This window comes from Nonomuraea sp. NPDC051941 (assembly GCF_044593615.1).
This window is the reverse complement of record NZ_JBIUCF010000016.1, coordinates 126387-151106: the sequence shown is the minus strand read 5'-3', so window position 1 is coordinate 151106 and position 24720 is coordinate 126387. Positions and strand designations below refer to the sequence as shown.

Below are 24720 nucleotides of genomic sequence, written 5' to 3'. Positions count from 1 at the left end.
AGGGATTACCGGTCCGGGTCGGCGAATCGGGCGAACGCCTGCAGGTTGGCCAGCGACTCCCCGCGCTTGGCCCGCCATTCCCACTCGCGCCTGATCGACGAGGCGAATCCCAGCTCCAGCGCCCGGTCGAACCAGTCGTCCGAGTACGTCAGCACGCACCCCAGCAGCCGGTCCACCTCCGCCTCCGTGACGGCGGCCAGTGGCACCCGGCCCACCAGGTAGACGTCCCCCACGGGGTCGAGCGAGAAGTGCACGCCGTACATCGAGCCGTTCTTGCCGAGCAGCCAGCGGTAGAACTCGGTGTGGTTCTCGTCGGGCTGGCGGCAGAAGAACGCCTCGACGTGCAGCGCCTGCTCCCCCACGATCAACCACGTCATGGTGGCGAGCTTGTGCTGCCCGGGCAGTTTGACCAGGAACGCGCCCGGCCGCGGCTCGTCGTAGGTGACGTCCGCGGCCTTGAGCGCGGCTTCGACGACATCGCGCATGCCGACAAGGATAGAAGGCCGCCAGAACAAAGGTCGGGCTGGAAAGGGCTAGAAGTTCAGGGCGATGGGCGTTTTGTGGAGGTTTGCGATGGCGGCCGCGTACACCTCCACCAGGCGGGACGCGGTCGCCTGCCAGCCGAACGCCGCCGCGTGCGCGCGGGCTCCCGCCGACATCGAGTCGCGCCAGCGCGGCGAGACGACGAAGCGGCGCAGCGCCTGCGCCCACTGCGCCGGGTCGTGGCCGTCCACGAGCAGGCCCGACACCCCGTCCCGCACGGCGGTGCGCAGCCCGCCCACGGCGGCGGCCGCCACGGGGGTGCCGCAGGCCTGGGACTCCAGGGCGACGAGGCCGAACGACTCGCTGTACGAGGGCACGACCGTCACCGAGGCCGCCCGGTACCAGTCGGCCAGTTCCTCCTGGGGAGCCGGAGGAACGAGGCGGACGACGTCCGAGATGCCGAGTTCGGCGGCCAGCTCGGTGAGCAGGGACGGCCTGGCCAGGCCGTTGCCCGAGGGCCCGCCGACGCAGACCACGACCAGGCGCTCGCGCAGCGACGGGTCGTCGATGAGCATCCTGGAGGCGGCGCGGAGCAGCACGTCCGGGGCCTTGAGCGGCTGGATGCGGCCCACGAAGAGCAGGACGTGCGCGTCCTGCGGCAGGCCGAGCCGGCGGCGGGCGGCGCCCTGCGAGGCGGGCTGGAAGACGGTGAGGTTGACGCCCGGGTTCACGACGGCGACGCGCTCCTCGACGGCGCCGTACAGGTCGATCAGCTCCCGCGCCTCGTCCACGGTGTTGGCCACGAGGCGGTCGGCGACCTGCACGACCTGCTCCTCGCCGACCACACGGGCCTTGGGCTCCGGGTTGTCGCCCTGGGCGAGCAGGAGGTTCTTGACCTTGGCCATGGTGTGCATGGTGTGCACGAGCGGCACGCCCCAGCGCTCCTTGGCCAGCCAGCCGACCTGGCCGGAGAGCCAGTAGTGGGAGTGGATGACGTCGTAGCGGCCCGGGTCGTACATGGCCTCGGTCCGCAGCACCCCGGACAGGAACGCGCAGAGCTGGCTCGGCAGCTCGCTGCGTTCCATCTCCTCGTACGGTCCCGCGGTGAGGTGGCGGACGAGGACGCCTGGGGCGAGTTCGGCCACGGGCGGGAGGTCGCGGGCGGTGGCCCGGGTGAAGATCTCCACTTCCACGCCAAGGTGAGCCAGCCGCTTGGCGGACTCCACGATGTACACGTTCATGCCTCCGGCGTCGCCCGTTCCGGGCTGGTCCAGGGGCGATGTGTGCATGCTGATGGTCGCGACCCGGCTGACCCGTCGTCGCCTCACTCGACACCACCTCCAGAAGGCTTATAACCGTCCAGATTTTTGCGACATTCCCGACACATGGTCATAACTGGGTATTTAGGGCGGTCGTCAACATGCCCGGGAGGGCTGGCAGGATGAGGAGCATGCGGAGAACGGCTGTGGTGACCGGGGCGAGCAGTGGGATCGGCGAGGCGACCGCGCGGCGGCTCGCCGCCGAGGGTTTCGAGGTGGTGGCGGGCGCGCGGCGGCGCGAGCGGCTCGACAAGCTCGCCGCGGAGGTGCCCACGATCAGGCCGGTGACGTTGGATGTGACCTCCCAGGAGTCGGTCGGCGCGCTGGCGGACTCGCTCGAGCGGTGCGACGTGCTGATCAACAACGCCGGTGGCGCCCTCGGCCTTGAATCGGTCGCGGAGGGGCATCTGGATGACTGGCAGCAGATGTACGACGTGAACGTGCTCGGCTCCCTGCGCATGACCCAGGCGTTCGTGCCCAAGCTCGTCGAGTCCGGCGACGGCGTGCTGGTGATGGTGACCTCGACGGCGGGCCTGGTGTCGTACGAGGGCGGCGGCGGCTACGTCGCGGCCAAGCACGCGCAGACGTCGATGGTCGAGACGCTCCGCCTGGAGCTGGTCGGGCAGCCGGTGCGGATCGTGGAGATCGCGCCGGGCATGGTGCAGAGCGAGGGGTTCGCGGTCACCCGGTTCCGCGGGGACGAGGCGGCCGCGGCGCGCGTCTACGAGGGCGTGCCCGGCCCGCTGACCTCCGACGACGTGGCCGACGCGATCGCCTGGTGCGTGACCCGCCCCGCCCACGTGAACATCGACCGCATGATCATCCGCCCGCGGGCCCAGGCCGCCCAGCACAAGGTGCACCGCGTCGGTGGCTAGACCGGCCGGGGCCGCCAAGGCAGGGGGCGGACCGGTCGGCGCCATCACCAGGGGCACGACCGGGCACAACCGGCTGCGGCGCTCCGACCGGTGGATCGCCGCCGCGCACGGCCGGCTGCTGCGGGCCGCCGAACGCCCCCTCGTGGTGGACCTCGGGTACGGGGCGTCGCACACCACGACGCTGGAGCTGTTCACCCGCCTGCGCCGGGTGGCCCCCGGCGTCGAGGTGGTCGGGATCGAGATCGACCCGGCGAGGGTGGCGGTGGCCAAGCCGTACGAGCGGGAGGGCCTGAGCTTCCGGCTGGGCGGCTTCGAGCTGCCCGTCGGCCGCCCGCCGACGCTGGTGCGGGCCTTCAACGTCCTCAGGCAGTACGGCGAGGCCGAGGCGTGGCACTACTGGGACGTGCTCAGAGGCCGGCTCGCCCCCGGCGGCGTCCTGGTCGAGGGGACCTCGTCCGAGAACGGGCGGCGCGCGATCTGGGTGGGGCTCTCTCCGGAAGGGCCCCAGACGATCACGTTCTCGGCCCGTTTCGATGCTTTCGAGCGGCCTTCTGACCTGGCCGACCGGCTGCCGAAGACCCTCATCCACCGGAATGTGCCGGGCGAGCGGATTCATGCGTTCCTGAGCGACTTCGACCACGCGTGGGCGGTGAGCGCGCCGTACGGGGCCCATGGGCTGCGGCAGCGGTGGCTGGCCTCCGTGCGCGCGCTGTCGGGCTCCTGGCCCGTCGCCGGGCGGCCGCCGCTCGGCGGCCCGGCCCGGTGGCGGCTCGGCGAGCTGACCCTCCCGTTCTCGGCGGTGGATCCCCGCGATCAGAGGCGCGCCTCGAACACGGCGTAGGCCGCGCTGTCGAACAGCACGAAGCGGACGTCCTCCACGGACGTGTCCGCCTGCCGGACCGTGTCCAGGGCGATCCGCGCGGCGTCGTCCATGGGCCAGCCGTAGATCCCGGTCGAGATCGCGGGGAAGGCCACCGACCTGGCCTCCAGCGTGTCGGCCACCCGCAGCGACTCCCGGTAGCAGGAGGCCAGCAGCTCCGAACGGTCCACCGACATGGAGTACACCGGCCCGACCGTGTGGATCACCCACTTCGCGGGCAGGCGCCCGGCCGTCGTCGCGACCGCCTTTCCGGTGGGCAATCCCTTGCCGTAGTGGCCGGCCCGCAGCTTCCGGCACTCCTCGAGGATCTCCGGACCGCCGCGGCGGTGAATGGCGCCGTCCACGCCTCCGCCGCCCATGAGGGAGGAGTTGGCGGCGTTCACGACGGCGTCCGTCGGCTGCTCGGTGATGTCGCCTTTCACCAACGTGATGCGCATCTCACCGAGATTGGCATCAACGGCCGCCCCGCACCAGCACCGCGGTCCCCCTGCCGGCCATGCGCACGGCCGGCAGGACGAGCCCCGGCAGCGGCAGGAGCATGGCCACGGCTCCGGCCAGGCGCTGGTCGGCGAGGACGCCGGGCGCGCCGGACGGGGCCACGAGCGAGATCCAGTCGGCCGCGACCGGGGGCGCGAGCAGCAGGTACGTCCCGACGGCGAGGTGGGTCAGGGTCACGGCGGCCAGCAGGCGGGCACGGTCGCCCCACGTCTCCGGGTCCGCCCCGGTCAGGACGCCGAACACCAGCAGGCCAAGGCCGAAGAACAGGAGCTCGGTGAGCAGGTGAGGGGCGTAGCCGGACAGCGACCACGACAGCCAGGGCGTGCCGTAGAGGAGGACGGACGCCCCGAAGTAGACGGCGGGATGCGCGAGGAACCGGTACCGGCCAGCGACGGTGAACGGGGCGCCCAGGCAGAGCAGGAGCGGGGCGACGACGGTGAGCACCGTGTGCTGGACCGCGTGGACCGGCAACATCGCCCGCGCGTAGCTCCCGACCCCGCCGAGCAGCACGAGCGCCGTCAGCGCCAGGCCCGCGTACCAGGCGATCGCGCGGCCGGCGGGCCAGGTGGCCGCCCTGCGCGCGGCGACCGCGTAGGCGACCGCGGGCAGCATCAGGAGGATCAGGACGGTCGGGTCCAGGCGGAGCTCGGTGATCAGCGCTTCCGGGGTGAAGGGGGCGAGCGCGTACTCCAGGGCGGCCTGGTCGTGACCGCCACCGCCACCGGGCGGGGGCGGTGTGCGGGACAGGCCGATGGCCAGCCCGACGGCCGCCGCCATCACGATCACCTCGCCGGTGGCCAGGCGGACGAAGGTCCGGCGTACGGACCGGTCGGCGATGCCCTCGACCGTGCGGCGGCGATGGGTCCAGCCGAACAGGCCCAGGAGCACGAGGGCCGCGGTCTTGGCCAGCAGGAGCTGCCCGTACGAGCTCTGCCAGAGGTCGGACGGAGTGCTGAGCCGTACCCAGGCGCTGGCCACGCCCGAGACGGCCACGGCGGCGAAGCAGCACAGCGCGAGCGCGCTGAACCTGGGCAGCACCGCCGGCAGATCCGGGGACCGGCGGAAGTGGAGGAGCACCGCGACCAGGCCGCCGACCCAGACCGAGACCGACACCAGGTGCGACATGAGGGCGGAGACGGCGATGTCGTGGTCGCCCGCGGAGGCCGCATGCCCGACGTAGGCGGGCGGCAGCAGCCCGAACACGGCGACCGCCAGCCGGACCGCCGAGGGCAGCCGCCAGGTGAGCCCCACGACGACGGTGGCGGCCAGCACCACGAGCAGGGCCTGGGTCTGCGGGATCGAGGTGCCGAACTCCAGCAGATCAGGCGAGGCGAGCAGGGCTCCGGCGGGCAGCGGGATGAGGTTGGACAGGGTGAGCACGTAGCTCAGCCCGGTCGCCAGGGCCCAGCCGAGCGCCCACCAGCCGGCCGCGCGACGGCAGGACCGGGACTCGGGCGAGGAGGCAGGGGCCAGGAGGGCGGCGACGAGCGTCCCGACGCAGCCGACCGCGCACACGTCGAAGCAGAACCGGGCCAGGGGCAGCCCCCACTCGGTGAACGGCCCGGCGGTGGGAAGCCCGGGAAGCTCCGGCTTGATGGCCCCGCCGAACCGAAGGACGACGACCAGCACCACGACGCCGGCGGCCACCGCCGCACCGGCGTAGGTCCTGGCCGACTTCCCTGCCGCGACCGATGGGACCGATGGGAACGCCCTGGCCATGGGTCAGCCCGCTTGCTTGGCGATCTCGGCCAGCTCCGCCTTCTGGGCCTTGATGATCTTGTCGGCCAGCTCGAGCGTGGGCCCGTGCTTGCCCGACTTCTTGACGGTCTCGGCCATCATCACGCCGTGCTCCAGATGGCCCGACAACGCCGACAGCCACTCCTTGTCGAAGCCGGAGCCGGCCTTCAGATCCGCGCCCATCCGGTCGGCCGGCTCCGGCGGCACGGTCTCCTTCCAGGACTGCAGCCACGACGACATCATGTCGATGTCCGCCTTCTCCTCCGCGATGAGCTTCGTGCTCAGGTCACGGACGTACGGGGACTTTCCGCTCTTGGCCGCCACCTCGGCCAGCTGGATCGTCTGCTGGTGGTGCGTGATCATCTCCTGGCTGAAGACCACGTCAGCCTGATCGTGTGTCGTCGACGTGCTGTCCGCCGAGGCCGCGCACCCGGCCGCCAGCACCAGACCGAGCAGGGCCACAACCGCTGTACTCCAACGCATGCACGGAGGTACGCACGACACGGAGACGCGGTTCACACGACCCAAATGCCTGCTCGACAGGTTGTAGAGCTAGCCTGTAGGGCGTGAAGGGTCTTGGCGAGCTTGAGCGCAGCATCATGGACATCCTCTGGGCGGAGAGCGGCGCGCTGACCGCCCGTGAGGTCGGCAGGCTCATCGCCGACCGCGACCTTGCCCCCACCACGGTGATGACCGTGCTCGACCGCCTCACCCGGAAGGGCTTCCTCCAGCGCACCCGGGACGGCCGCGCATGGAGATATCAACCGGCCGAAAGCCGCGACGCGTACATCGCCGAGCTTATGCTGGAAGCCTTGGACATGACGGGCGACCGATCGGCCGCCCTGACTCGCTTCGCCCAGGCCGTGTCGGGCTCGGAGGCGGAGATCCTGCGCAGAGCCCTTACGGAGCTGGAGGAAGAGTGATCACGGCAGCGGCGCTGGCAGCGCTCGCCACGGCGTGCGCGGTTGGCTCCTGGCGTTTCACGACTGCCCGGTGGACCTCACGCGCTCCTCGGCTGGCCATCATCGTCTGGCAGTCCCTGGGGGTGTCCTGGGGCCTGGCCACCACCGGCGCCATGCTCGCCTACGCGGTCCAGCCGTACGGCGAGGGGGTGCTGCCCGGGCTGTTCGCGTTCGCGCGGGGGGAGGCGCCCCTGGAGGCGTGGGACCCGCTGCACGTGCTGGCCCTGATCGCGGGGCTCACCGCCCTGACCGTGCTGATCGCGGTGCTGCTCACCGCGGGCGTGCAGGCGCTGCGCGCCCGCCGCAGGCACCGCATGCTGCTCGCGCTGATCTCCCACGACGACCCCGGCGTGCCCGGGGTGCGGGTGCTCGCCCACCCCGGCGCCGCCGCCTACTGCGTGCCCGGCCTGCGTTCGCAGGTCGTGGTGAGCGAGGGCGCGCTCAAGCTGCTGTCGGAGGACGAGATGGCCGCCGTGCTCGCGCACGAGGCCGCGCACGTGCGCGAGCGGCACGACCTGGTGCTGCTGCCGTTCGCCGCGCTGCGCAGGGCGCTGCCCTGGTCGAAGGTGGTGGCCGACGCGCAGGCGCAGGTGGAGCTGCTCATCGAGATGGCCGCCGACGACCGCGCCCGGCGCTACTGCTCGCCGCGCAGGCTGGCGACGGCGCTGCTCAGGTTCGGTACGGCGGGCGCCATGCCGACCCCCCACGGCATGCTCGGCGTGCACGCCAAGCACGTCATGGCCAGGGTCGACCGCCTGATCAAGCCGGGTCCCGAGCTGGCCGCCCCGGTGCGCTACGGCTACATCGCACTCTCTGTGACGTTGGTCACCTCGGCGCCTCTCCTGTGGGTCTTCCAGCTCTGACGTGCTTGCTGGCGTTAACCGTCCCGTTTGCAATTGCAAGCACTACGGGGCAGACTATGAGGCATGGCACTACCCAAGGTCGACTCGATCGGTGAATACATCCGCGAGCAACGGCAGCAGGCGAAGATCTCGCTGCGCCAGCTCGCGGCGGCGGCAGGGGTCTCCAACCCCTACCTGAGCCAGATCGAGCGTGGGCTGCGCAAGCCGAGCGCGGAGATCCTCAACCAGATCGCCAAGGGTCTGCGCATCTCCTCGCAGGCGCTCTACGTGCAGGCGGGCCTCATCGAGGACCGCGAGCCGCCGAGCGACGTCATCACGGCGATCAGGGCCGACACGCACCTCAGCGAACGGCAACGCCAGGTGCTGATTGATATCTATGAGTCGTTCCGTAAGGAGAAGCGCGCCGAAGACGAGCAGACCTCCCAGAATGCTCGCCCCCGGCACGACTCCGGATCGGACGACGAACCGCTGTCAGAGGAGTTTCTCGCCGCTCTTGAGCCCTATACGGCGACCTCCGGCAACGGCAACGTCACCCAGGAAACCAAGGAAGGTTAACCCATGACGCTCGCAACCGAGGTCAAGAAGCTTACGGAGTCCAAGCCGTTCTACGCCGTCGCGGGTGTCGGCGACTTCGCGGTCGAGAAGCTCCGCGAGCTGCCCGAGCAGCTGCAGAAGCTGCAGTCGCGCCGCACCGAGCTGACCAAGGACCTGCCGGAGATGGCCCGCGCGTACGCCGGCAAGGCCGAGAGCTTCGCCAAGGAGTTCCCGGAGAAGGCCCGCGGGTACGCCGACCAGCTCGCCGGCAGGGCCACCGAGGCCTACGAGGACTTCGCCACGCGCGGCCGCCGGGTCGTCAGCAAGACGAGCGACGCCGCCGCGCTGGAGCTCGAAGAGGTGGCGCAGGCCGCCAAGCCCGCCACCCCGGCCAGGAAGCCCCGCACCACCAAGGCGAGGGGCTGAGCTGACGCGAAAGCCCGTCTCCCGAGGGAGGCGGGCTTTCCGCTTTGGGGTGCCCGTCTGTCAGGGTCGCCTATTAGGCTGAAGCCGATTTCATTGCGGCGTTGTGCGGAGCCAACAACATGAATTTGATCAACAGTGTCCTCAATCTCCTCTTCCTGGTGCTCGCCGCCGTCATCTTCGGCATGTCGGCGTACGCGCTCGTGCACGCGCTACGGGTGCCGACCGGCGCTTTCGTCTCGGCGGGCAAGCTGCAGAAGAACATCTGGCTGCTGATCCTGGCGCTGGCGACGCTGTTCTCGGTGGGCGGCGCCTGGAGCTACTTCATCGACTTCCTCATCGTCGGCGGCGCCGGTTTCATCGGCCTGGGCGCGCTGGGCTTCTTCTCGATCGTGGCGGCCATCGCCGCCACGATCTACATCGTGGACGTCAAGCCGGCCGTCAAGGGCATGGGCGGGCGGGGCAACAACGGTCCCTACGGCCCCTGGTGATCGACCCGGGCGTTAGGCTGCCGACATGACCTACGACCTCCACGGGCGCACGCAGCGGCTGGAACTGTCCGACCAGGTTCTCCGCGACTTCGAGGCCGTCGTGCTGGACGCGACGCCCGAGGGGATCGTGCTGGACAGGTCGGCGTTCTACCCGGGCGGCGGCGGCCAGCCGGCGGATCACGGGGTGCTGATCTGGCAGGGCGTCGAGACGCGCGTCGTGGGGGTGCGCAAGGGCGACGACCTCCAGCTGATCCCGGCCGAGGGCGATCCGATCCCGCCGGTGGGCACCGTGGTCGAGGCGGCGGTGGCCGACGAGCGGCGCTCGGCCCTCATGCGTACGCACTCGGGCCTCCACGTGCTGTGCGGGGTGGTGTTCAGGGACTACGGCTGCCTCGTCACCGGCGGCAACATGGACGAGCTCAGCGCGCGGATGGACTTCAACCTGCCCGAAGTGCCTCCCGGGTTCAAGGAGGCCGTCGAGGACGCCTGCAACACCGAGATCGCCGCCGACCGGCGCATCGACGTACGCGTCCTGCCGCGCAAGGAGGCGTTCGAGATCCCCGACATCATCCGCACGGCCACCAACCTGGTCCCGGAGGCCGTCCAGGACGTGCGGATCGTCGACATCGTGGGCCTCGACACCCAGGCCGACGGCGGCACCCACGTGGCCTCCACCAAGCAGATCGGCCACATCAAGGTGGCCAAGATCGAGAGCAAGGGCCGCGGCTTCCGCCGGCTGCGCATCCAGATCTCCGACTAGTCGATCACCTTGGCGAGGCCGTCGAGCAGCGGCCCGAGCCCGAACTCGAAGAGCCGGTCCAGGTCGAGGTCGAAGTCGCCGTTCAGCTCGGCCACGACCCCGGCGAAGGCGCGATATTCCTCGGACTCGGCGATCCAGCGCAGGTGCTCCTCCTGCCCGGCCATGAACTCGTCGGCGCTGAGCCCCGTGGCGGCCTGGGCCTGCCGCTCCAGCTCGAGGTTGGCGGCGATGCCCTGCACGTAGCTGTAGACCAGGGTGTGCACGTGCATCTTGGCCGTGGCGTCGAGTCTCGTGCCCGCCAGCGCGGCCATGACCCACTCCGTGTGCCTGAGCAGGCTGGCCGAGGGCAATGGCCTGGTCAGCGAGGTGACGCCGGCCATCCACGGGTGCGCGCGGTAGCCGGCCCACTGGAGGTGCGCCGACACCTCCAGCCTGGCCCGCCAGCCCTCCGGGGGCTCCCCGGGCAGCGGGAACTCGTCGACGACGGCTTCGACCATCAGCAGGACCAGGTCGTCCTTGCCGCCCACGTGGCGGTAGAGGGACATGGTGGCCATGCCGAGCCGGTCGGCGACGCCGCGCATGGTGAGCTCGGACAGGCCCTCGGCGTCGGCGATCTCGACGGCGGCCCGTACGATGCGCTCCCGCGTCATCTCGTTTCCTGAGATATCCGGCCGCCGGGCCGCCGCCCTGCCCCCGCGCGGCTCCGCCACGATCGTCCCCACGCGCGGCTCGGCGACCACGACGCCCTCCTGGGCCAGGAGGGCGAGCGCCTTGGCGGCGGTGGCCAGGGCGACCCCCCGGTCCCTGGCGAGCTGCCTGGTGGACGGGACGCGGTCTCCTGGGCGGAGCCGGCCGTCGGCTATGCGGCGCTTGATGTCGGCGACGATCTCGGCGTAGGGGGCTGCCATCCCATCCTCCTGTACTAGTACAGATCTTGCCATCTTACCCTTGTGAGCTGCTGTCCGTACTGCGTACATTCAGCGTACAACGTCAACATCTGCGAACAAGGAGCAGATCATGAAGGTCCTCATCTCTGGCGCGAGCGTCGGCGGCCCCGTCCTGGCGTACTGGCTGCGGCGGCACGGGTACGAGACCACGCTCGTCGAGCGGGCCCCGGCACCGCGCAAGGGCGGTCAGGCCATCGACATCAGGGGCGCCGCGCTGGACGTGGTCGCGAAGATGGGCGTCATCGAGCAGATCAAGGCTCTGCGGACGACCATGCGCGGCATGTCCATGGTGGACGGCGACGGCAACGAGCTCATGCGCAGCTATGAGGAGACGGTCAGCGGCGGCCGGTTCGACAGCCCGGACATCGAGATCATGCGCGACGACCTGACCGCCATTCTCACCTCGGCCTCGGGCGCCGAGTACGTGTACGGCGACTCGATCGCCACCCTCGACCAGGACGCCGACGGCGTGGACGTGACGTTCGAGAGCGGCGGCCGGGGGCGCTACGACTACGTGTTCGGCACCGACGGCCTGCACTCCAACGTGCGCAGGCTCACCTTCGGCCCGGAGGCGCAGTTCCTCTGCCACCTCGGCATGTACGTCTCCATCTTCACCGCCGACAACTTCCTCGGGCTGGACCACTGGCAGACCTGGTTCCGCGAGGGCGACACGGGAGGCGCCCTCTTCAGCGACCGGGACGCCACCGTGATGCGGGTCAACCTGGGCTTCGGCGCGGGTCCGATCGACTACGACCACCGCGACGTCGAGCAGCAGAAGCGCCTGATCCAGGAGCGCTGCTCGGGGCTGCGCTGGGAGGTGCCCAAGCTGCTGGAGGCCATGTGGAAGGCCGACGACTTCTACTTCGACGCCATGGCCCAGGTCAAGATGGAGCGCTGGTCGAAGGGCCGGGTCGCGCTGGTCGGCGACGCGGGCTACTGCGCCTCGCCGCTGTCGGGGCAGGGCACCAGCCTGGCGCTGGTGGGGGCGTACGTGCTGGCGCAGGAGCTCGGCAGGGACCCGATCGGGGCCTTCGACCGGTACGAGGAGCGCATGCGCCCGTACGTCGCGCAGAACCAGGCGCTCGCCCACGAGAACCCCGGCCAGGGCGCCTCGCCGGAAAGCGTTCAGCGGGCGGCAACCAGCATCACGCTGGACTGACAGTCACGAACCGATACGATTTGCCGCCATGGGTATCAGACTCACGATGGCCGCCCTCGGAGCCACCGCTCTGACGTTGACCGCCGTACCCGCGTACGCGGCGAGCGCCGGGATCACGGACGAGGTGACGATGACCCTCGGCAAGAACGGCACCCTGCACGTGGTCGAGAAGATCAGCGGGGCGTCGGGTGAGCTCAAGCGGACGTTCATCACCAGGACGCGGTACGACGACGGCAACGACCGCGTCTACCAGATCTCGAACGTCAAGGGCGGCACCCTCGCCGGCGACGTGCTCACCGTGAAGGGCGACGGAACGGTCGAGTACGACGTCAAGGGGGCGGTGACCACCTCGGGCGGTGTCGAGGAGCTGCGCTGGTTCGCGGTGAACGGCTGGAGCCAGCAGGTCGCCAAGGCGACGGTCAAGGTGAACGGCCCCGGGCAGGTCCAGAACCTGTCCTGCTTCGCCGGCGAGCTGACCTCGGCCATCGGCTGCACCTCGGCCTCCATGGACCACTCGGCCACCGAGGCCGACTTCGAGCAGGAGAACATCGCCCCCAGCCAGGCCCTGACCGTGGTCGTCGGCTACCCCAAGGGGTCCAGCTCCGGCGTCCCCATCCTGGAGAGGCGCTTCTCGCTGGCCTCCGCGTTCACCCTGAACATCGTCACCGGCGGCGCCCTGGCCGGCCTGCTGGTGCTGCTGCTCGGCGGTGTCGCCCTGCTCTACTGGACGCGCGGCCGTGACGCCAGGGCCGCCGGCCACGCGCAGGGCCCGGTCGATCCGGTGCAGAACGGCCACTTCTCCCCGCCCGACGGGGTACGGCCCGGCCAGATCGGCACCTTGGTGGACGAACAGGCCGACGTGGTCGACGTGACCGCGACGATCGTCGACCTCGCGGTCCGCGGCTACCTGCGGATCGACGAGCAGCCGCGCCAGACGTACGACGCGCCCGACTGGATGCTGGTCAGGCTGCCGAACGCGCCGGTCAACGCGCTGCTGCCGTACGAGCGCGCCCTGTACGACGCCATCTTCGACGGGCGGGACGCGGTGCTGCTGTCGCAGCTGTCCGGCTCGTTCGCGGCCCACCTGGGCAAGGTGCGCGACGCCCTGTACGCCGACGTGGTCAAGCAGGGCTGGTTCGCCCGCCGGCCCGACACCGAGCGCACCAGGTGGACGACGATCGGCGTGGTGCTCATCGCGGTCGGCGTGCTGGCCACGGCGGGGCTGGCCTGGTTCACCACGTACGGGCTGCTGGGTCTGGCCGTCATCATCGCGGGCGGCGCGCTGGCCGTCGGCGGGCAGTACATGCCGGCCAAGACGGCCAAGGGCTCGGCGGCCTTGGCGCACACGATGGGCTTCCGGCAGTACCTGTTCTCCGGCGAGCTGGGGGAGGTGCCGGAGCAGCACCGGGTGGAGCTGTTCTCCCGCTACCTGCCCTATGCGGTGATCTTCGACGGGGTGGAGCACTGGTCGCGGGTGGTGGCCTCGGTCACGGGGAACGGCCACCAGTCCGACAACCTGTACTGGTACCACGGGCCCGCGGAGTGGGACCTGTCCAAGTTCGCCGGGTCGATGCGGACGTTCACCACGACGACCTCGGGCGCCATCTCCGCCACCCGCCAGTTCCGCACGCTCTGACGTCCCTCTGACGTCCTTCTAACGGAACCGGAGCTCACCCACCGGCCGGCCGCCGCCGAACACCGGCGGGGCGGCCAGCTCGGCCAGTTCCGGCGCGTCCAGGCCCAGCGAGCGCAGGGCCGCGACCGTGGCCGGGACGCGGGCGCGCTGGGACCCGTCCTCGATCTTGACGGTGCCCGCGCGCCCGTCCTCGAACGCGAACGCGTCGAACGCCTCCGCCCCCGCCTTCAGCATGAGCCCGGGCAGCGCGCGCATCAGCTTGGCCTCGGGGCGGTCGGTGCCCGAGGTCCACTCGGGGTAGGTGCTCATCGCGTCGAAGATCTTGCGCTCGTACGAGTCGGGGGACGACATCGGGAACGCCCTGAACGCCTTCGTCACGCCGAGCATCGACACGAAGAACAGCGGCGCCCCACACCCGTCCACCCCGGAGGCCGCCACCCGCTCCCCCGTCAGGTCCTCCACGGTCTCGCGGATCGCCCGCTGGAGCGGGTGCTTGGGCTCGAGGTAGGACTCGGTGGGCCAGTCGTTCAGCACGCAGGTGGCCAGCATGGCGGCGTGCTTGCCGGAGCAGTTCATGTAGACGCGGCCGCATTCCGTGGCACTCCGGTCGTACGGGTAGTCCTCAGGGCACAGCAGCGCCGGCTCCTCCAGCCCGGCGCCCGCGAGGATCTTCCTGACGCCGTCCACGTGGAACGGCTCGCCCGAGTGCGAGGCGCAGGCCAGCGCCAGCAGCTCGTCCTCCAGCCCGAGCCCGGAACGGAGCATGCCGAGCGCCTGGAGCGGCTTCATCGACGACCGTGGCGACGCGGGAACATGCACTGCGCCCTTCGCCTCGACCGGGCGTCCTTCCGCGTCCACCGTCAGCATGCGAGCCTGATGCGTGGACTCCACGAACCCGGACCGGACAACTTCCACAATCATCGACATTTCGCTTCCCCTTTCGGCATGAGTCTACGAACCCTTCTTCCTGGTCCAGAATGGGTTGCCATGCGAGCAGTGGTGCAGAGAGTGAGTTCGGCGTCGGTGGTGGTCGACGGTCAGATCGTCGGGGCCATCGACGAGCCCGGCCTGCTGGTGCTGGTGGGCGTCACCCACACGGACACGCGGGCCGAGGCCGCCAAACTCGCCGCCAAGCTCTGGGGCCTGCGCATCCTGCACGGCGAGAAGTCCTGCTCGGACGTGTCGGCGCCGCTCCTGGTGATCAGCCAGTTCACCCTGTACGGGGACGCCCGAAAGGGACGGCGGCCGACGTGGCAGGCCGCCGCCCCCGGGCCGGTCGCGGAGCCGCTGGTGGAGGCCGTGGTGGAGGAGCTGCGCCGGCTGGGGGCGCACGTGGAGACGGGCGTCTTCGGCGCCGACATGAAGGTGTCGCTCGTCAACGACGGTCCGATCACCCTCATCCTCGACTTCTGACCGCCCACGCCCGGGCGCCTGCCCCCCGGAGAGCCCTCACCTCGGCGCCCGCCACCAGAAGAGCCTCACCCGGGCGTCTGCCCCCGGGAGAGACCTCGCCTCGGCGCCTGCCGCCGGGAGAGACCTCACCTGGGTGTCTGCCACCGGGAGGGCCCTCAGCGGATGCGGCGGCGGAGGGCCGGGTCGATGGAGACGTTGCGTCCCGCGTCCGGCGGCACGATGACCTCCTGCGCGGCCGCCACCCCACCGGCCAGCAGCGGCGCGTCCACCGGCACCGTCCGCTTGACCACCGCGAGCGCGATCGGCCCGAGCTCGTGGTGCCGGGCGGCCGACCCGACCACACCGACCTCCTGGCTCTCGAAGATCACCGGATCGCCGTGCACCGGCAGCGTGTCCACACTGCCGTCGAGGTGCAGGAACACCAGGCGGCGCGGCGGGTGCCCGAGATTGTGCACCCGGGCGACCGTCTCCTGGCCGCGGTAGCACCCCTTGCTCAGGTGTACGGCCGCACCGATCCAGTCCACCTCATGGGGAATCGTCTTGTGATCGGTGTCGAACCCCAGCCGCGGCCGGTGCGCCTCGATCCGCAGCGCCTCGTACGCCCACAGCCCCGCCAACGGCTTGCCCAGGTGGTCGGGCAGCTCGTCGCGCGGCACCAGGAAGTCCTCCGCGGCCGTGGACAGCACGGCCAGGTCGTCGGCCCGCGACACCTCGACCCGCAGCATGAACCGCATCCGGTCGAGATAGTCGATCAGGCTCTGCGCGGTGCCCGGCTCGACATGGGCCAGCATGCTCTCACCGTCGTCGACGAGCGTCAGGTGGTGCAGCACGTGACCCTGCAGGTCGAGATCGAGCGTCTGCGTCCACTCGCCTGGCTTCAGGGTGTCGAGTTTCTGCGAGGTGAGGTCGTTGAGCCATTTCAGCCGGTCTACGCCGGAGATGCGGACCACCTCACGGTTGCTGCGGTCGACGACCGCCTCACCCTTGGCCAGCGCACGCTGCTCGGCGAACAGATCGCCGTAGTGCGCGGCAACGTCGGAATCCGGCCCATCGGCCGCGACGGCACCGGGGAGATCGAGCAGAGGGCTACGCATGCCCTCCAGGTTATCGGCACTCACGCCACCGCCTGAAAACCCCCCACCCACTCACCCAGCCCTCGGCCACGACCACTCGCCCACGTACAGCAGCCGTCCAACAACCGGAAGCGACCACTCACGTACTAACGGCAGCCGCCCAACACCTGGGCACACGACCACTCACCCACCCACCTGTGGCAGCCGCTCAACCCCCCGTGAACGACCACCGCCCCAACTCCCAGCAGTCACGACAGTCACGGGAACGCCCGGAGGCGGCCGTCCTCCCGCCCGCTACCGGCAGTTGCGGCACCGTCCGAAGACGGTCAGATGGTGCACATCCGCGACGAACCCCAGCTCCTCGTCCAGCCCCTTGACCAGCCCGTCCGCCAGCTCGGGCCGTACCTCGAACACCTCGTCGCACCCCCGGCACACCAGGTGCACGTGATCGGCCTCAGCGGCCAGGTGGTAGGTCGGCGCACCGTGGCCCAGATGCGTGTGGGTCACCATGCCGAGCTCTTCGAGCAGCTCCAGCGTCCGGTAGACCGTGGAGATGTTCACGCCACGCGCGGTCTCGCGGACCTTGACGCAGATCTCCTCGGGCGTGGCGTGCTCCAACGTCTTGACCGCCTCAAGGACGAGCTGGCGCTGCGGGGTGACCCGGTAGCCCTTGGCGCGGAGTTCCTCATGCCACTGCGTCTCCGTCATGCCCTGAGTGTACGGCCCGGCGATATTCACTTGCCCCTTTCGCGCACAAGCGCATAGCGTCTTTGGTACGCGGAAAGGAGGTGGTCCAAACAATGGTGAATCATAGTTGGGCTAGCGAGGTGGTTGTCCGCTAGCGCTGCGGACTGTTGTCTCGTGACGTATGCGAATACGAGGCAACCACCGGGGCCCCTGGTAGCCGGAGGGCGGGACCATGATCCCGTCTTTGGTCCATCCGGCCCACCTGCCGAGCAGGTGGAGTTCGCCTGGGGCCCTTCTTCATGTCCACGTCGGGAAGCCGAGCCGTTGCACGCACCTTGCCGGACGGACGCCCCGCTCGTGAAAGCCCCGCCTGACGCTTCGGGCCGTGGCCGGCACCGGCTCCAAGAGCACGACCGGGACCACTCACCCGGCCGCTGAGGGGACCTCGACACGACCGGAGTCACTCACCCGGCCACCGGGACCTCCGCACGACCGAGTTACACCCTCGACCACCGCAGAGCACCACCGGGGTTACTCACCCAGCCACCGGGACCTCGGCACGACCGGGTTACGCACCCGACCACCGAGACCTCCGCCACCGCAGAGCACCACCGGGATTACGCACCCGACCACCGAGACCTCGACCACCGCAGAGCACCACCGGGGTTACTCACCTGGCCACCGATATCCCAGCCGCTGATGTTCCGGCCAGCGATATCCGGACCACCGATATGCCAGCCACCGGTGTCCTCAGTCGCCGATATGCCGCCACCATGATCGCTACGGCATGAAGCGCGACTCGGGGGCGAGGGAGACAGTCTCGAGAGACGAGGGGACAGGCTCGAGGGGCGAAGGGGCCAGGCGAGACCAAGAGCCCCCGTTCAGTGCTCACCCCGCGCCGCGATGCCAAGCTTGTCGCACGCGTCCCGATAGAGCTGCACCACGGCCTTACGCACCTGGGCCCGCTCGGTGAGCGTCTCTCCCCAGGGCACCCGCACCCGCTCCCCACCATCGACCATGAACTCGATCGCCTCGGCATCCACGTCACTCGTCACCGCCGAGGTGGCGTCGGGCCGGCCGCCGAGCGCCCGCACGATGATCAGCGAGTCCCCGGCGTGGTCGTCATTCATGTGGCGCTTGATCGCCTCGACGGCGTCAGCGGTGAAAGGCGTGCTCATATCGGCTCAAGCTACCTTCTTCAGCTCCGCCGACATATGGTCCGTGAGCGGGTGACCCACGGCCGCCATCTCGTACGCCCACATCAGGTTGCCGTTGACCAACCCGTACAGCCGGTGCCCCGCCGTGTACTCCTTGGCGGTGCCGGTACGGGCCACGACGTCCGTCCGCAGCTCGATCTTGTGGAAGACGACCTCGCCGATGTAGATCTCGACGATCCCGGTCGGGTGGGCGAGCACCACCTCGATCTGCCTGTCGGGCTGCGGGCGCCAGTACCCCGACTCGGTGGCCAGCGGCTTGACCCGGTTGCCGTCCTGGTCGAGCAGCCAGGTGCGGCTCACGTAGCTCAGGAACGGCTTCCCGTTGTGCCCGAACTCGATCTCCTGCCCGAAGTTGAAGCTCTCGATCGTCGGGTAGCCGCCCACGCCGGCGCCTTCCCACCGGCCGAGCAGGAACGCAATGGGCTCCAGGGCGGGGTGCACCTCAGGTTCTTCCATGCTCCCCAAGCGTAGTGCTCCTGGCTCGCCGTACAGCCTCGGTGTACAGCTCGGTGGTGAGATCATCGCGGCCGATGCCGACGTCCGCCATCACCTGCCTGATCACCCGCAATGCGCCGGGCACCGCGTCGGGCTCGACCACTGCCTCGATTTCGAGAAACGTACCGTCGAGTTCGGGAATGGTCACGAGCGTGGCCAGCAAAGAAAGCCCCGACTTCGAAATCCGGTAGTTCCTGCACCGCTTTTCGTACCGAATCACTTCCCGCAACCCAAGTTTGCGCAGCACCGCTTCCATCGCCACCGGGTCCTCGACGCCGGTCTCGTACTCAGGCTTGGACCCGCTGACCGGATCGACGCTGGGATCCTTGAACGTGAGCAGGCTCACCGCGCCATCGTCCACCACCCTCACCCGGATCTCCCTCCCATCGCGGGAGTACCGGAGATCGGGGGTGTCGTAGTAGACATCGCGGTAGACACTGGCCGTCTCCGGCGCACGCTCCCGCAACGCGGCCCGTACGCCGACGGGATCCCGCACGACGGCCTTCAACTCGGCCTCGATCCACATGCTCCTCCTTCAGCCTCCCTCGTAGCAGCCCGTGGAGCGGTGCCCTCTGGCGCCCCTGCGCGAGCCTGTCGGGCGGCGCCCTCCGGCATCCCTCGTAACAGCCCGTGGGGCGGCGCCTTTCGGCGTCCCCTGCGGGAGCCCGTGGAGCGGCGTCCTCCGGCGTCCCTTGCGGGAGCCCGTCGGGTGGCGTCCTCCGCCGTCCCTTGCGGAAGCCCGTCGGGTGGCGTCCTTCGGCGTCCCTTCGGGGAGCCTGTTGGGCGGTGTTCTTCGCGGCGTTTCTTCGGTCAAGGTGGGGTCTTTCCCGCGCGGGCTTGTGTATTCGGTTGGAGTCCTTCGCCGGAAGTCGGGGGGCGTTAGGGTGACGGTATGGAACGATCACTGGTGATCAAGGTGACCGCCGGGGCGGATGCCCCTGAGCGGTGCAACCAGGCGTTCAATGTCGCGGCCGCCGCGCTCGCGAGTGGTGTGCCCGTTTCCCTGTGGCTGACCGGCGAGGCCTCGTGGTTCGCGCTGCCGGGCAGGGCCAAGGAGTTCAGCCTGCCGCACGCCGCGCCACTCGCCGACCTCCTCGACGCCGTGCTGGCGGCGGGGCGCGTGACACTCTGCACCCAGTGCGCGGCCCGTAGGAACATCACGGTGGACGATCTCATCGACGGGGTCCGCATCGCGGGCGCGCCGGCGTTCGTCGAGGAAGTGGTCAGGGAAGGTGCCCAGGCGCTGGTCTACTGATCCTCCGAGATCGTAGGCCGCACATCCCCCTGAGGCCCATCCGCCGGCGTCCCAAAGACGGGGCGCGCGAAGAGCAGGCGCCTGCCCTGAGTGCAGGGTGAGGCCTCCGGCCCGCCGACATCGGCCGCCGACCCCGGTGGCCGGTATCGGTGGCCGGTGGCGAGGGTGGCAAGGTGCGGGAGTCGTGGTGGGCGACAGCTCCAACGCCCGTTGCGCGCCGGTCGGCCCCTGGCTTTCGGCCCGGCCGTCGTGAGTTCACCAACCAATGCTCGGACCCCGGCCCCAGAAGCCTGTCCTGAACCCCGCCGTTCGGGCGGGCAGAGCGGGTTTGCCTAGGATCGGGAGTCGATCGAGGAGGCGGAGGGTGGAGATGACCGGCGCGTTGGCGGAGGCCGAGTGGGAATCGCATCGCTCCGCGGTCTTCGGGGCGGCCTACCGGATCCTCGGCACCGTGACGGAGGCCGAGGACGTGACACAGGAGGTCTGGTTGCGCGCCGTCGCCGCCGACCTGTCCGAGGTGCGGGATCTGCGGGCCTGGCTGGTGACCGTGGCCGCCCGGACGTCCTACAACGTGCTGCAGTCGGCCCGCGTCCGCCGCGAGTCCTACGTCGGCCCCTGGCTGCCCGAACCGCTACTGACCGGGCCCGACGCCGCCGCCCGGGTGCTCATGGACGAGTCGGTGAGCACCGCGATGCTGGTGGTCATGGAGACGCTCACCCCCGCCGAACGCGTCGCGCTGGTGCTGCACGACGTCTTCGACTTCCCGTTCGCCCGGATCGCCGAGGTGCTCGACAGCACGCCCGCCGCCGGCCGCAAGCTCGCCTCCCGCGCGCGGGCGCGGGTCGCCGCGGTCCAGGAGCGGCCCCGGGCGTCCAGGGCCGAGACCGAACGGCTGCTCAGGGCGTTCAAGGCGGCCGCCGACGCAGGTGACCTGGCCGGGCTCGTCGAGCTGCTGCACCCCGAGGCCGTATACGTCGCCGACGGCGGCGGCGAGGTGACCGCGGCGCGCAGGCCGGTCCGGGGCGCCGAGCGGATCGCCCTGCTGGCGGTCAGGCAGATCGAGCTGAGGCGGCCCGACGCGTTCCGGGTCATCGAGGTGAACGGGCGCCCGGCCCTGGCGACCTACCACGGCGGCGAGCTGGTCTGGCTCGACACCGTGGAGATCGCCGACGGGCGGATCACGACGTTCAGGCGGCTGGTCAATCCGAACAAGCTCGCCCGCCTCGGTCACATCTGACCCCGCCGTCTTGTCTCCCTGCCGACCGGCCCCCGATCCCCCGGGGGCCAGGCGGAGAGAGGACGGGACAGTGGCGCACGTTGTGATCATCGGAGGCGGTTTCGCGGGCGTGTGGAGCGCGGCGGGAGCGGCGCTGGCGCGCGGAGCGGCGGACCTGCGCATCACGCTCATCTCGCCGAACGAGCACCTGGTGCTACGACCACGCCTGTACGAGCCGGAGCCGGACCTGGCCAAGGTGGAGCTCGGCAGAGTCCTCGGGCCGATCGGCGTCGAGCACCTGCGGGCGTCGGTGAGCACGATCGACACCGGCCGCCGCGTGGTGGTGGCCGACGGCCGGGAGATCGGCTACGACCGCCTGGTGCTGGCGGCGGGCAGCCAGCTCGTCCGGCCCGAGGGCCTGCCCGGCGCCGAACGGCTCTTCGACATCGACACCCTGGACGGGGCCCGGCGGCTCGCCGACCACCTGCGCGACCGCGAGAACTACCGTGCCGTGGTCGTCGGCGCGGGGTTCGTGGGCCTGGAGGCCGCGACCGAGCTGGCCGCCCGGGGCCGGGTGCTGCTGGTGGACCGCTCACAGGTGGTCGGGCACCAGCTCGGCCCGGGCCCGCGCGAGGAGATCGAGGCGGCGCTGGACAAGCTGGGCGTCGAACGACGCCTCGGGACGACGGTGACGGAGGTAGGCGACCGGTACGCCGTCCTGTCCGACGGCACCAGGGTCGAGGCGGACGCGGTGGTCTGGGCGGTCGGGATGAGGGCCAGCGAGCTCACCCGGCAGATCTCCGCCGAGCTCGACCACCTCGGCCGCGTGCCGGTGGACGGACACCTGCGCGTCCTTCCCGAGGTGTTCGCCGCCGGGGACACGGCCGCCGCGGCGTTCGACGCCGAGCACACGGTCATGCAGGCCTGCCAGCACGCCACTCCGCTCGGCAAGGTCGCCGGGTACAACGCGGCGGCCGACCTGCTCGGCGTGCCGCTGCGCGACTTCACCCCCGGCCCGTACGTCACCTGCCTGGACCTGGGCGGCGCCGGCGGGATCTTCACCCGGGGCTGGGACCGAAGGGTGATGGCCTCAGGCGCCGACGGCAAGGAGATCAAGACGCGGATCAACCAGGCAATCCACCCGCCGGTCGACGACGCCGCGAAGATCCTCGCCGCCGCCGACCACGTCTACCTGGAGTTGCCCTTCTTCCCTCCCGGCGAGGAGACCGGTCAGCCGGACAGGACGGCGGCCAGGCGTTCCTGGCGCAGGGCCTCGTAACGGGAGTTGTCGAGGGGTGCCAGGTCGCCCACCCGCCACGACAGCAGCAGGTCGGCCAGGGCCGGGTTGCGGGCCAGGGCGGGCCCGTGGAGGTAGGTGCCCACCACGTGGCCCGCGTAGCAGCCCTCGAAGCCGTCTCCGTTGCCCACCCCGACGAGGGTCCGGGACAGGGGCTTGACGCCGGGGCCCAGGTGGGTGATGCCCATGTGGTTCTCGAAGCCGGTCAGGGTGGGGAGGTTGAGCGCGGCGTCCACCTCGGCGGCCAGCTCGCCGACCGCTCGGGCGGGACCGCGGGAGCTGGCGATGTCCAGCAGCCCGATCCCGTCCACCGGCTGGCCCTCCTCGCCCCCGAACGTGCTGCCCATGATCTGGTATCCGGCGCACACCGCCAGCATGGCGGCGCCGCGGGCGATGGCGCGGTGGAGGCCGCCGTCGCGGCGCAGGCGTTCGGCGGCCAGGATCTGGGGGCGGTCCTCGCCGCCGCCGATGAGGTAGATGTCGCCCGAATCCGGCACCGGGTCCGCCGAACGTACGTGGATCGTCTCGGTCGCGATCCCCCGGCGGTTCGCGCGCTGCTCCAGGACGAGCGCATTGCCCTGGTCACCGTACGTGCTCAGCAGGTCAGGATAGATCCAGACGATGCGAAGGGCGCTGTCAGTCGGCACGGCCGAACTCCGTTCGGATCTGCTGGAAGGCGGTGTAGTTGGCGATGACGTCGACCCGGCCGGGAGGCTGCATGGACAGCGCCTCCGTGAACGAGCCGCACAGCGTGAACGGCACGTCCGCCACGTCGAGCCGGAGCGCCAGGTCGAGGCGGCGCTCGCCCGTCACGAAGACGGGGCGCCCGCGCAGGATGCGGTAGTCGACGTCCCACAGCCAGGAGGTGTCGCGCCCGTCGGGACCGTTGGCGTTGACCGAGAGGATGATCGGCAGCTGCGGGTCGGACACGTCGAACGCCTCCAACCACCCCGCCGGGTTCTTCGCCAGCAGCAGCCGCGCGTGGCGGCCGTCGCGCTCGACCGTGGTGTAGCGGCCGGCCACCGAGGTGACCTGGCGCAGCCGCGGCAGCGCCCGCTCCACCGGCACCCCGAACGCCTCGGCCACCGCCAGCGCCATCACCGCGTTGGACCGGTTGGCCAGGCCGGGCAGCTGGATGTCGAGCTGCCACCGCTGCCCGCGCGGATCGACGGCCACCTCGTCGTCGATCGCCCACTGCGGCTCCGGCCGGTGGAACGTGCACTCCTTGCACGCCCAGTCGGCGTCCTTACGGTCCAGCGGGCCGCCGCACTCGGGGCAGCACCAGGAGTCTTCCTTCCACCGCTGGCCGCCGGAGACCCAGGTGACCTTCGCGGCCGTGGAGGCGCCCCAGGTCACGAGCGGGTCGTCGCAGTTGGCGATGACGTGGGTGGGCTTGCCGGACAGCGCCCTGCGCCACTTCTGCGCGAGCAGCCAGATCTCGGCGGCGCGGTCCATCTGGTCGCGGCTGAGGTTCATCAGGCACACGACGCCCGCGCCGGTGGTGTCGAGGACCTCCGGCAGGTATTTCTCGTCCACCTCGAGCACGCCGTACGGGGCGGCCTTGTTCTGGGAGAGCGCCGAGACGTGGCCGGCGGGCATGTTGGCGCCCAGCGCGTTGGTGGCGACGTCGCCGAGCTCGAGGAGCGCCGAGGCGATCAGCCGCGTGGTGGTGGTCTTGCCGTTGGTGGCGCTGACCAGGGCCAGCTTGCGGTCGCGGGCCAGCTTGCGCAGGAGGTCGGGCTCAAGCAGCAGGCCCACTCGCCCGCCGATCACCGACCCGTCCCCGCGCCCGGTCATCTTGGACAGCGTCGCGGCACTGCGGCCCAGGACGCTGGCGAGCTGGGCCCGCAGAGGAAGCTGGGTCATGCCCAAGGATCCTAGTCGGCATTGGCCGATAGTCTGGAGATGCACACGAAAACGCGGCCCGGTCGGTAGCCCGGGCGAAGCTTCACCGTATCCGCCCTTCCATGGGATGTCCGGTGTGCCGGAAGCGGCCTCGACAGGCCGTCATTTGGCATACGCGCATGGAGGGCGACGTGGTGACGATGTCGGTCTATCTGGACGGGCCGTTCTGGGTCGGCGTACTCGAGATCGTCGAGGACGGCACGGTCCGGGCGACCCGTTTCACGCTCGGGTCCGAGCCCACCGATCCGGAGCTGTACGAGTTCCTGCGGCGCCACGGCGTCGCGCTGCTCGAACGGGCGGCCGCCGCGCCTCCCGTCCCCTCGGAGGGGCGGGAGACCAAGCGGGTCAACCCCAAGCGGGCCGCGAAACTGGCGGCCCGGGCGGCGGCCGGGGTGTCCCGCCGGAGCACGGCCTCGCAGGAGGCGCTGCGGCTGGAGCTGGAGACCCGGAAGGCGGAGGCGGCGGACGACCGGCGGGCCCGGCGGCGGGAGGCGGCTGAGCACCGGCGGGAGGTGGCCCGCCGCAAACGCCTCGAACGCCGCCGCGACCGCTGAGACCCTCCACCGTCATCGCTGAGACCCGCCGCGACCGCTGA

General features: G+C 70.7%; 29 protein-coding genes. 15 read left to right on the top strand and 14 right to left on the bottom strand.

Annotation, left to right across the window (positions count from 1 at the left end; all coding sequences use genetic code 11):
- Positions 1-5: 5 nt before the first annotated feature.
- Together ACIHFD_RS26860 and mshA are read right to left on the bottom strand one after the other, a co-directional pair.
- Positions 6-485: a YbjN domain-containing protein gene (locus ACIHFD_RS26860; RefSeq protein ID WP_397369185.1), complete on the bottom strand. Its 480-nt coding sequence runs from the start codon at positions 483-485 to the stop codon at positions 6-8.
- 48 nt (positions 486-533) lie between these two features.
- Positions 534-1772 (bottom strand): D-inositol-3-phosphate glycosyltransferase, encoded by a 1239-nt coding sequence (gene mshA, locus ACIHFD_RS26855; RefSeq protein WP_350733436.1) that lies wholly within the window; start codon positions 1770-1772, stop codon positions 534-536.
- A gap of 161 nt (positions 1773-1933) precedes the next feature.
- Here mshA and ACIHFD_RS26850 point away from each other — a divergent pair, with 161 nt between their 5' ends.
- The gene (locus tag ACIHFD_RS26850; protein WP_397369184.1) at positions 1934-2677 is read left to right on the top strand and encodes an SDR family NAD(P)-dependent oxidoreductase; all 744 of its coding nucleotides are present in this window, start codon (positions 1934-1936) and stop codon (positions 2675-2677) included.
- Positions 2670-3518 carry a class I SAM-dependent methyltransferase gene (locus ACIHFD_RS26845; RefSeq protein WP_397369183.1) on the top strand — a complete coding sequence of 283 codons (849 nt, stop codon included), beginning with the start codon at positions 2670-2672 and terminating at the stop codon, positions 3516-3518. Before ACIHFD_RS26850 ends, ACIHFD_RS26845 begins: the two co-directional genes overlap by 8 nt.
- Here ACIHFD_RS26845 and ACIHFD_RS26840 read toward each other — a convergent pair.
- The 3 genes from ACIHFD_RS26840 to ACIHFD_RS26830 are packed head-to-tail and all read right to left on the bottom strand — an operon-like array spanning position 3491 to position 6254.
- Positions 3491-3994 (bottom strand): O-acetyl-ADP-ribose deacetylase, encoded by a 504-nt coding sequence (locus tag ACIHFD_RS26840; protein WP_397369182.1) that lies wholly within the window; start codon positions 3992-3994, stop codon positions 3491-3493. The two genes, ACIHFD_RS26845 and ACIHFD_RS26840, sit on opposite strands and share 28 nt — an antisense overlap.
- Before the next feature lie 16 nt (positions 3995-4010).
- Positions 4011-5774, bottom strand: a complete 1764-nt coding sequence (locus tag ACIHFD_RS26835; RefSeq protein ID WP_397369180.1) for a cytochrome c oxidase assembly protein — start codon at positions 5772-5774, stop codon at positions 4011-4013.
- Between the two features lie 3 nt (positions 5775-5777).
- A complete protein-coding gene (locus tag ACIHFD_RS26830; protein ID WP_397369178.1) occupies positions 5778-6254 on the bottom strand; it encodes a DUF305 domain-containing protein in 477 nt (158 codons plus the stop codon).
- A gap of 104 nt (positions 6255-6358) precedes the next feature.
- Here ACIHFD_RS26830 and ACIHFD_RS26825 point away from each other — a divergent pair, with 104 nt between their 5' ends.
- The 6 genes from ACIHFD_RS26825 (at position 6359) to ACIHFD_RS26800 (ending at position 9825) form a co-directional block, all read left to right on the top strand.
- Complete coding sequence (locus tag ACIHFD_RS26825; RefSeq protein ID WP_357725389.1) at positions 6359-6715, top strand: BlaI/MecI/CopY family transcriptional regulator; 357 nt, start codon at positions 6359-6361, stop codon at positions 6713-6715.
- The gene (locus ACIHFD_RS26820) at positions 6712-7617 is read left to right on the top strand and encodes a M56 family metallopeptidase (protein WP_350733240.1); all 906 of its coding nucleotides are present in this window, start codon (positions 6712-6714) and stop codon (positions 7615-7617) included. Before ACIHFD_RS26825 ends, ACIHFD_RS26820 begins: the two co-directional genes overlap by 4 nt.
- 63 nt (positions 7618-7680) lie before the next feature.
- Positions 7681-8172 (top strand): helix-turn-helix transcriptional regulator, encoded by a 492-nt coding sequence (locus ACIHFD_RS26815; RefSeq protein ID WP_350733238.1) that lies wholly within the window; start codon positions 7681-7683, stop codon positions 8170-8172.
- A 3-nt stretch (positions 8173-8175) separates the two neighbouring features.
- Positions 8176-8577 carry a hypothetical protein gene (locus tag ACIHFD_RS26810; RefSeq protein ID WP_397369177.1) on the top strand — a complete coding sequence of 134 codons (402 nt, stop codon included), beginning with the start codon at positions 8176-8178 and terminating at the stop codon, positions 8575-8577.
- A gap of 119 nt (positions 8578-8696) precedes the next feature.
- A complete protein-coding gene (locus ACIHFD_RS26805) occupies positions 8697-9065 on the top strand; it encodes a DUF2516 family protein (protein ID WP_192789781.1) in 369 nt (122 codons plus the stop codon).
- A gap of 25 nt (positions 9066-9090) precedes the next feature.
- Entirely contained in the window at positions 9091-9825 is a 735-nt protein-coding gene (locus tag ACIHFD_RS26800) for an alanyl-tRNA editing protein (RefSeq protein WP_397369176.1), read from the top strand.
- Here the strand turns inward: ACIHFD_RS26800 and ACIHFD_RS26795 are convergent.
- Positions 9822-10733, bottom strand: a complete 912-nt coding sequence (locus ACIHFD_RS26795) for a TetR/AcrR family transcriptional regulator C-terminal domain-containing protein (protein ID WP_397369175.1) — start codon at positions 10731-10733, stop codon at positions 9822-9824. The genes ACIHFD_RS26800 and ACIHFD_RS26795 overlap by 4 nt on opposite strands.
- Positions 10734-10842: 109 nt before the next feature.
- Between ACIHFD_RS26795 and ACIHFD_RS26790 the strand changes: the two genes are divergently transcribed.
- Together ACIHFD_RS26790 and ACIHFD_RS26785 are read left to right on the top strand one after the other, a co-directional pair.
- Complete coding sequence (locus ACIHFD_RS26790) at positions 10843-11931, top strand: FAD-dependent monooxygenase (protein ID WP_397369174.1); 1089 nt, start codon at positions 10843-10845, stop codon at positions 11929-11931.
- A gap of 28 nt (positions 11932-11959) precedes the next feature.
- Complete coding sequence (locus ACIHFD_RS26785; protein WP_350733228.1) at positions 11960-13567, top strand: DUF2207 domain-containing protein; 1608 nt, start codon at positions 11960-11962, stop codon at positions 13565-13567.
- Positions 13568-13585: 18 nt separating this feature from the next.
- Here the strand turns inward: ACIHFD_RS26785 and ACIHFD_RS26780 are convergent, their stop codons facing one another.
- Complete coding sequence (locus ACIHFD_RS26780; protein WP_397369173.1) at positions 13586-14494, bottom strand: asparaginase; 909 nt, start codon at positions 14492-14494, stop codon at positions 13586-13588.
- A gap of 60 nt (positions 14495-14554) precedes the next feature.
- Here ACIHFD_RS26780 and dtd point away from each other — a divergent pair, with 60 nt between their 5' ends.
- Entirely contained in the window at positions 14555-14980 is a 426-nt protein-coding gene (gene dtd / locus ACIHFD_RS26775; protein ID WP_397369172.1) for a D-aminoacyl-tRNA deacylase, read from the top strand.
- Positions 14981-15135: 155 nt separating this feature from the next.
- Here dtd and ACIHFD_RS26770 read toward each other — a convergent pair whose 3' ends face one another.
- The 5 genes from ACIHFD_RS26770 to cyaB form a co-directional block, all read right to left on the bottom strand.
- Positions 15136-16074 (bottom strand): YgfZ/GcvT domain-containing protein, encoded by a 939-nt coding sequence (locus ACIHFD_RS26770; RefSeq protein ID WP_397369171.1) that lies wholly within the window; start codon positions 16072-16074, stop codon positions 15136-15138.
- Positions 16075-16347: 273 nt separating this feature from the next.
- Complete coding sequence (locus ACIHFD_RS26765; RefSeq protein ID WP_185070409.1) at positions 16348-16761, bottom strand: Fur family transcriptional regulator; 414 nt, start codon at positions 16759-16761, stop codon at positions 16348-16350.
- Positions 16762-17621: 860 nt separating this feature from the next.
- Entirely contained in the window at positions 17622-17918 is a 297-nt protein-coding gene (locus ACIHFD_RS26760; protein WP_350733221.1) for a DUF2470 domain-containing protein, read from the bottom strand.
- Positions 17919-17924: 6 nt separating this feature from the next.
- The gene (locus ACIHFD_RS26755) at positions 17925-18413 is read right to left on the bottom strand and encodes an FABP family protein (protein ID WP_350733220.1); all 489 of its coding nucleotides are present in this window, start codon (positions 18411-18413) and stop codon (positions 17925-17927) included.
- Entirely contained in the window at positions 18400-18978 is a 579-nt protein-coding gene (gene cyaB, locus ACIHFD_RS26750; protein WP_397369170.1) for a class IV adenylate cyclase, read from the bottom strand. Before cyaB ends, ACIHFD_RS26755 begins: the two co-directional genes overlap by 14 nt.
- 366 nt (positions 18979-19344) lie before the next feature.
- Between cyaB and ACIHFD_RS26745 the strand changes: the two genes are divergently transcribed.
- The 3 genes from ACIHFD_RS26745 to ACIHFD_RS26735 all read left to right on the top strand — a co-directional run bounded on the left by ACIHFD_RS26745 (position 19345) and on the right by ACIHFD_RS26735 (position 22202).
- Positions 19345-19707, top strand: a complete 363-nt coding sequence (locus tag ACIHFD_RS26745) for a DsrE family protein (RefSeq protein WP_350733216.1) — start codon at positions 19345-19347, stop codon at positions 19705-19707.
- 370 nt (positions 19708-20077) lie between these two features.
- On the top strand, positions 20078-20944 hold the full coding sequence (gene sigJ, locus ACIHFD_RS26740) for an RNA polymerase sigma factor SigJ (RefSeq protein WP_397369169.1): 867 nt from the start codon (positions 20078-20080) through the stop codon (positions 20942-20944).
- A gap of 70 nt (positions 20945-21014) precedes the next feature.
- Positions 21015-22202 carry an NAD(P)/FAD-dependent oxidoreductase gene (locus ACIHFD_RS26735; RefSeq protein WP_397369168.1) on the top strand — a complete coding sequence of 396 codons (1188 nt, stop codon included), beginning with the start codon at positions 21015-21017 and terminating at the stop codon, positions 22200-22202.
- Here the strand turns inward: ACIHFD_RS26735 and ACIHFD_RS26730 are convergent.
- Together ACIHFD_RS26730 and ACIHFD_RS26725 are read right to left on the bottom strand one after the other, a co-directional pair.
- Complete coding sequence (locus tag ACIHFD_RS26730) at positions 22154-22867, bottom strand: type 1 glutamine amidotransferase (RefSeq protein ID WP_397369167.1); 714 nt, start codon at positions 22865-22867, stop codon at positions 22154-22156. The genes ACIHFD_RS26735 and ACIHFD_RS26730 overlap by 49 nt on opposite strands.
- Positions 22857-24086: a MurT ligase domain-containing protein gene (locus tag ACIHFD_RS26725; protein ID WP_397369166.1), complete on the bottom strand. Its 1230-nt coding sequence runs from the start codon at positions 24084-24086 to the stop codon at positions 22857-22859. The genes ACIHFD_RS26730 and ACIHFD_RS26725 overlap by 11 nt, the downstream gene beginning before the upstream one ends.
- A gap of 158 nt (positions 24087-24244) precedes the next feature.
- Between ACIHFD_RS26725 and ACIHFD_RS26720 the strand changes: the two genes are divergently transcribed.
- Positions 24245-24679 carry a YjdF family protein gene (locus tag ACIHFD_RS26720; protein ID WP_397369165.1) on the top strand — a complete coding sequence of 145 codons (435 nt, stop codon included), beginning with the start codon at positions 24245-24247 and terminating at the stop codon, positions 24677-24679.
- The last annotated feature ends 41 nt before the right edge of the window (positions 24680-24720 follow it).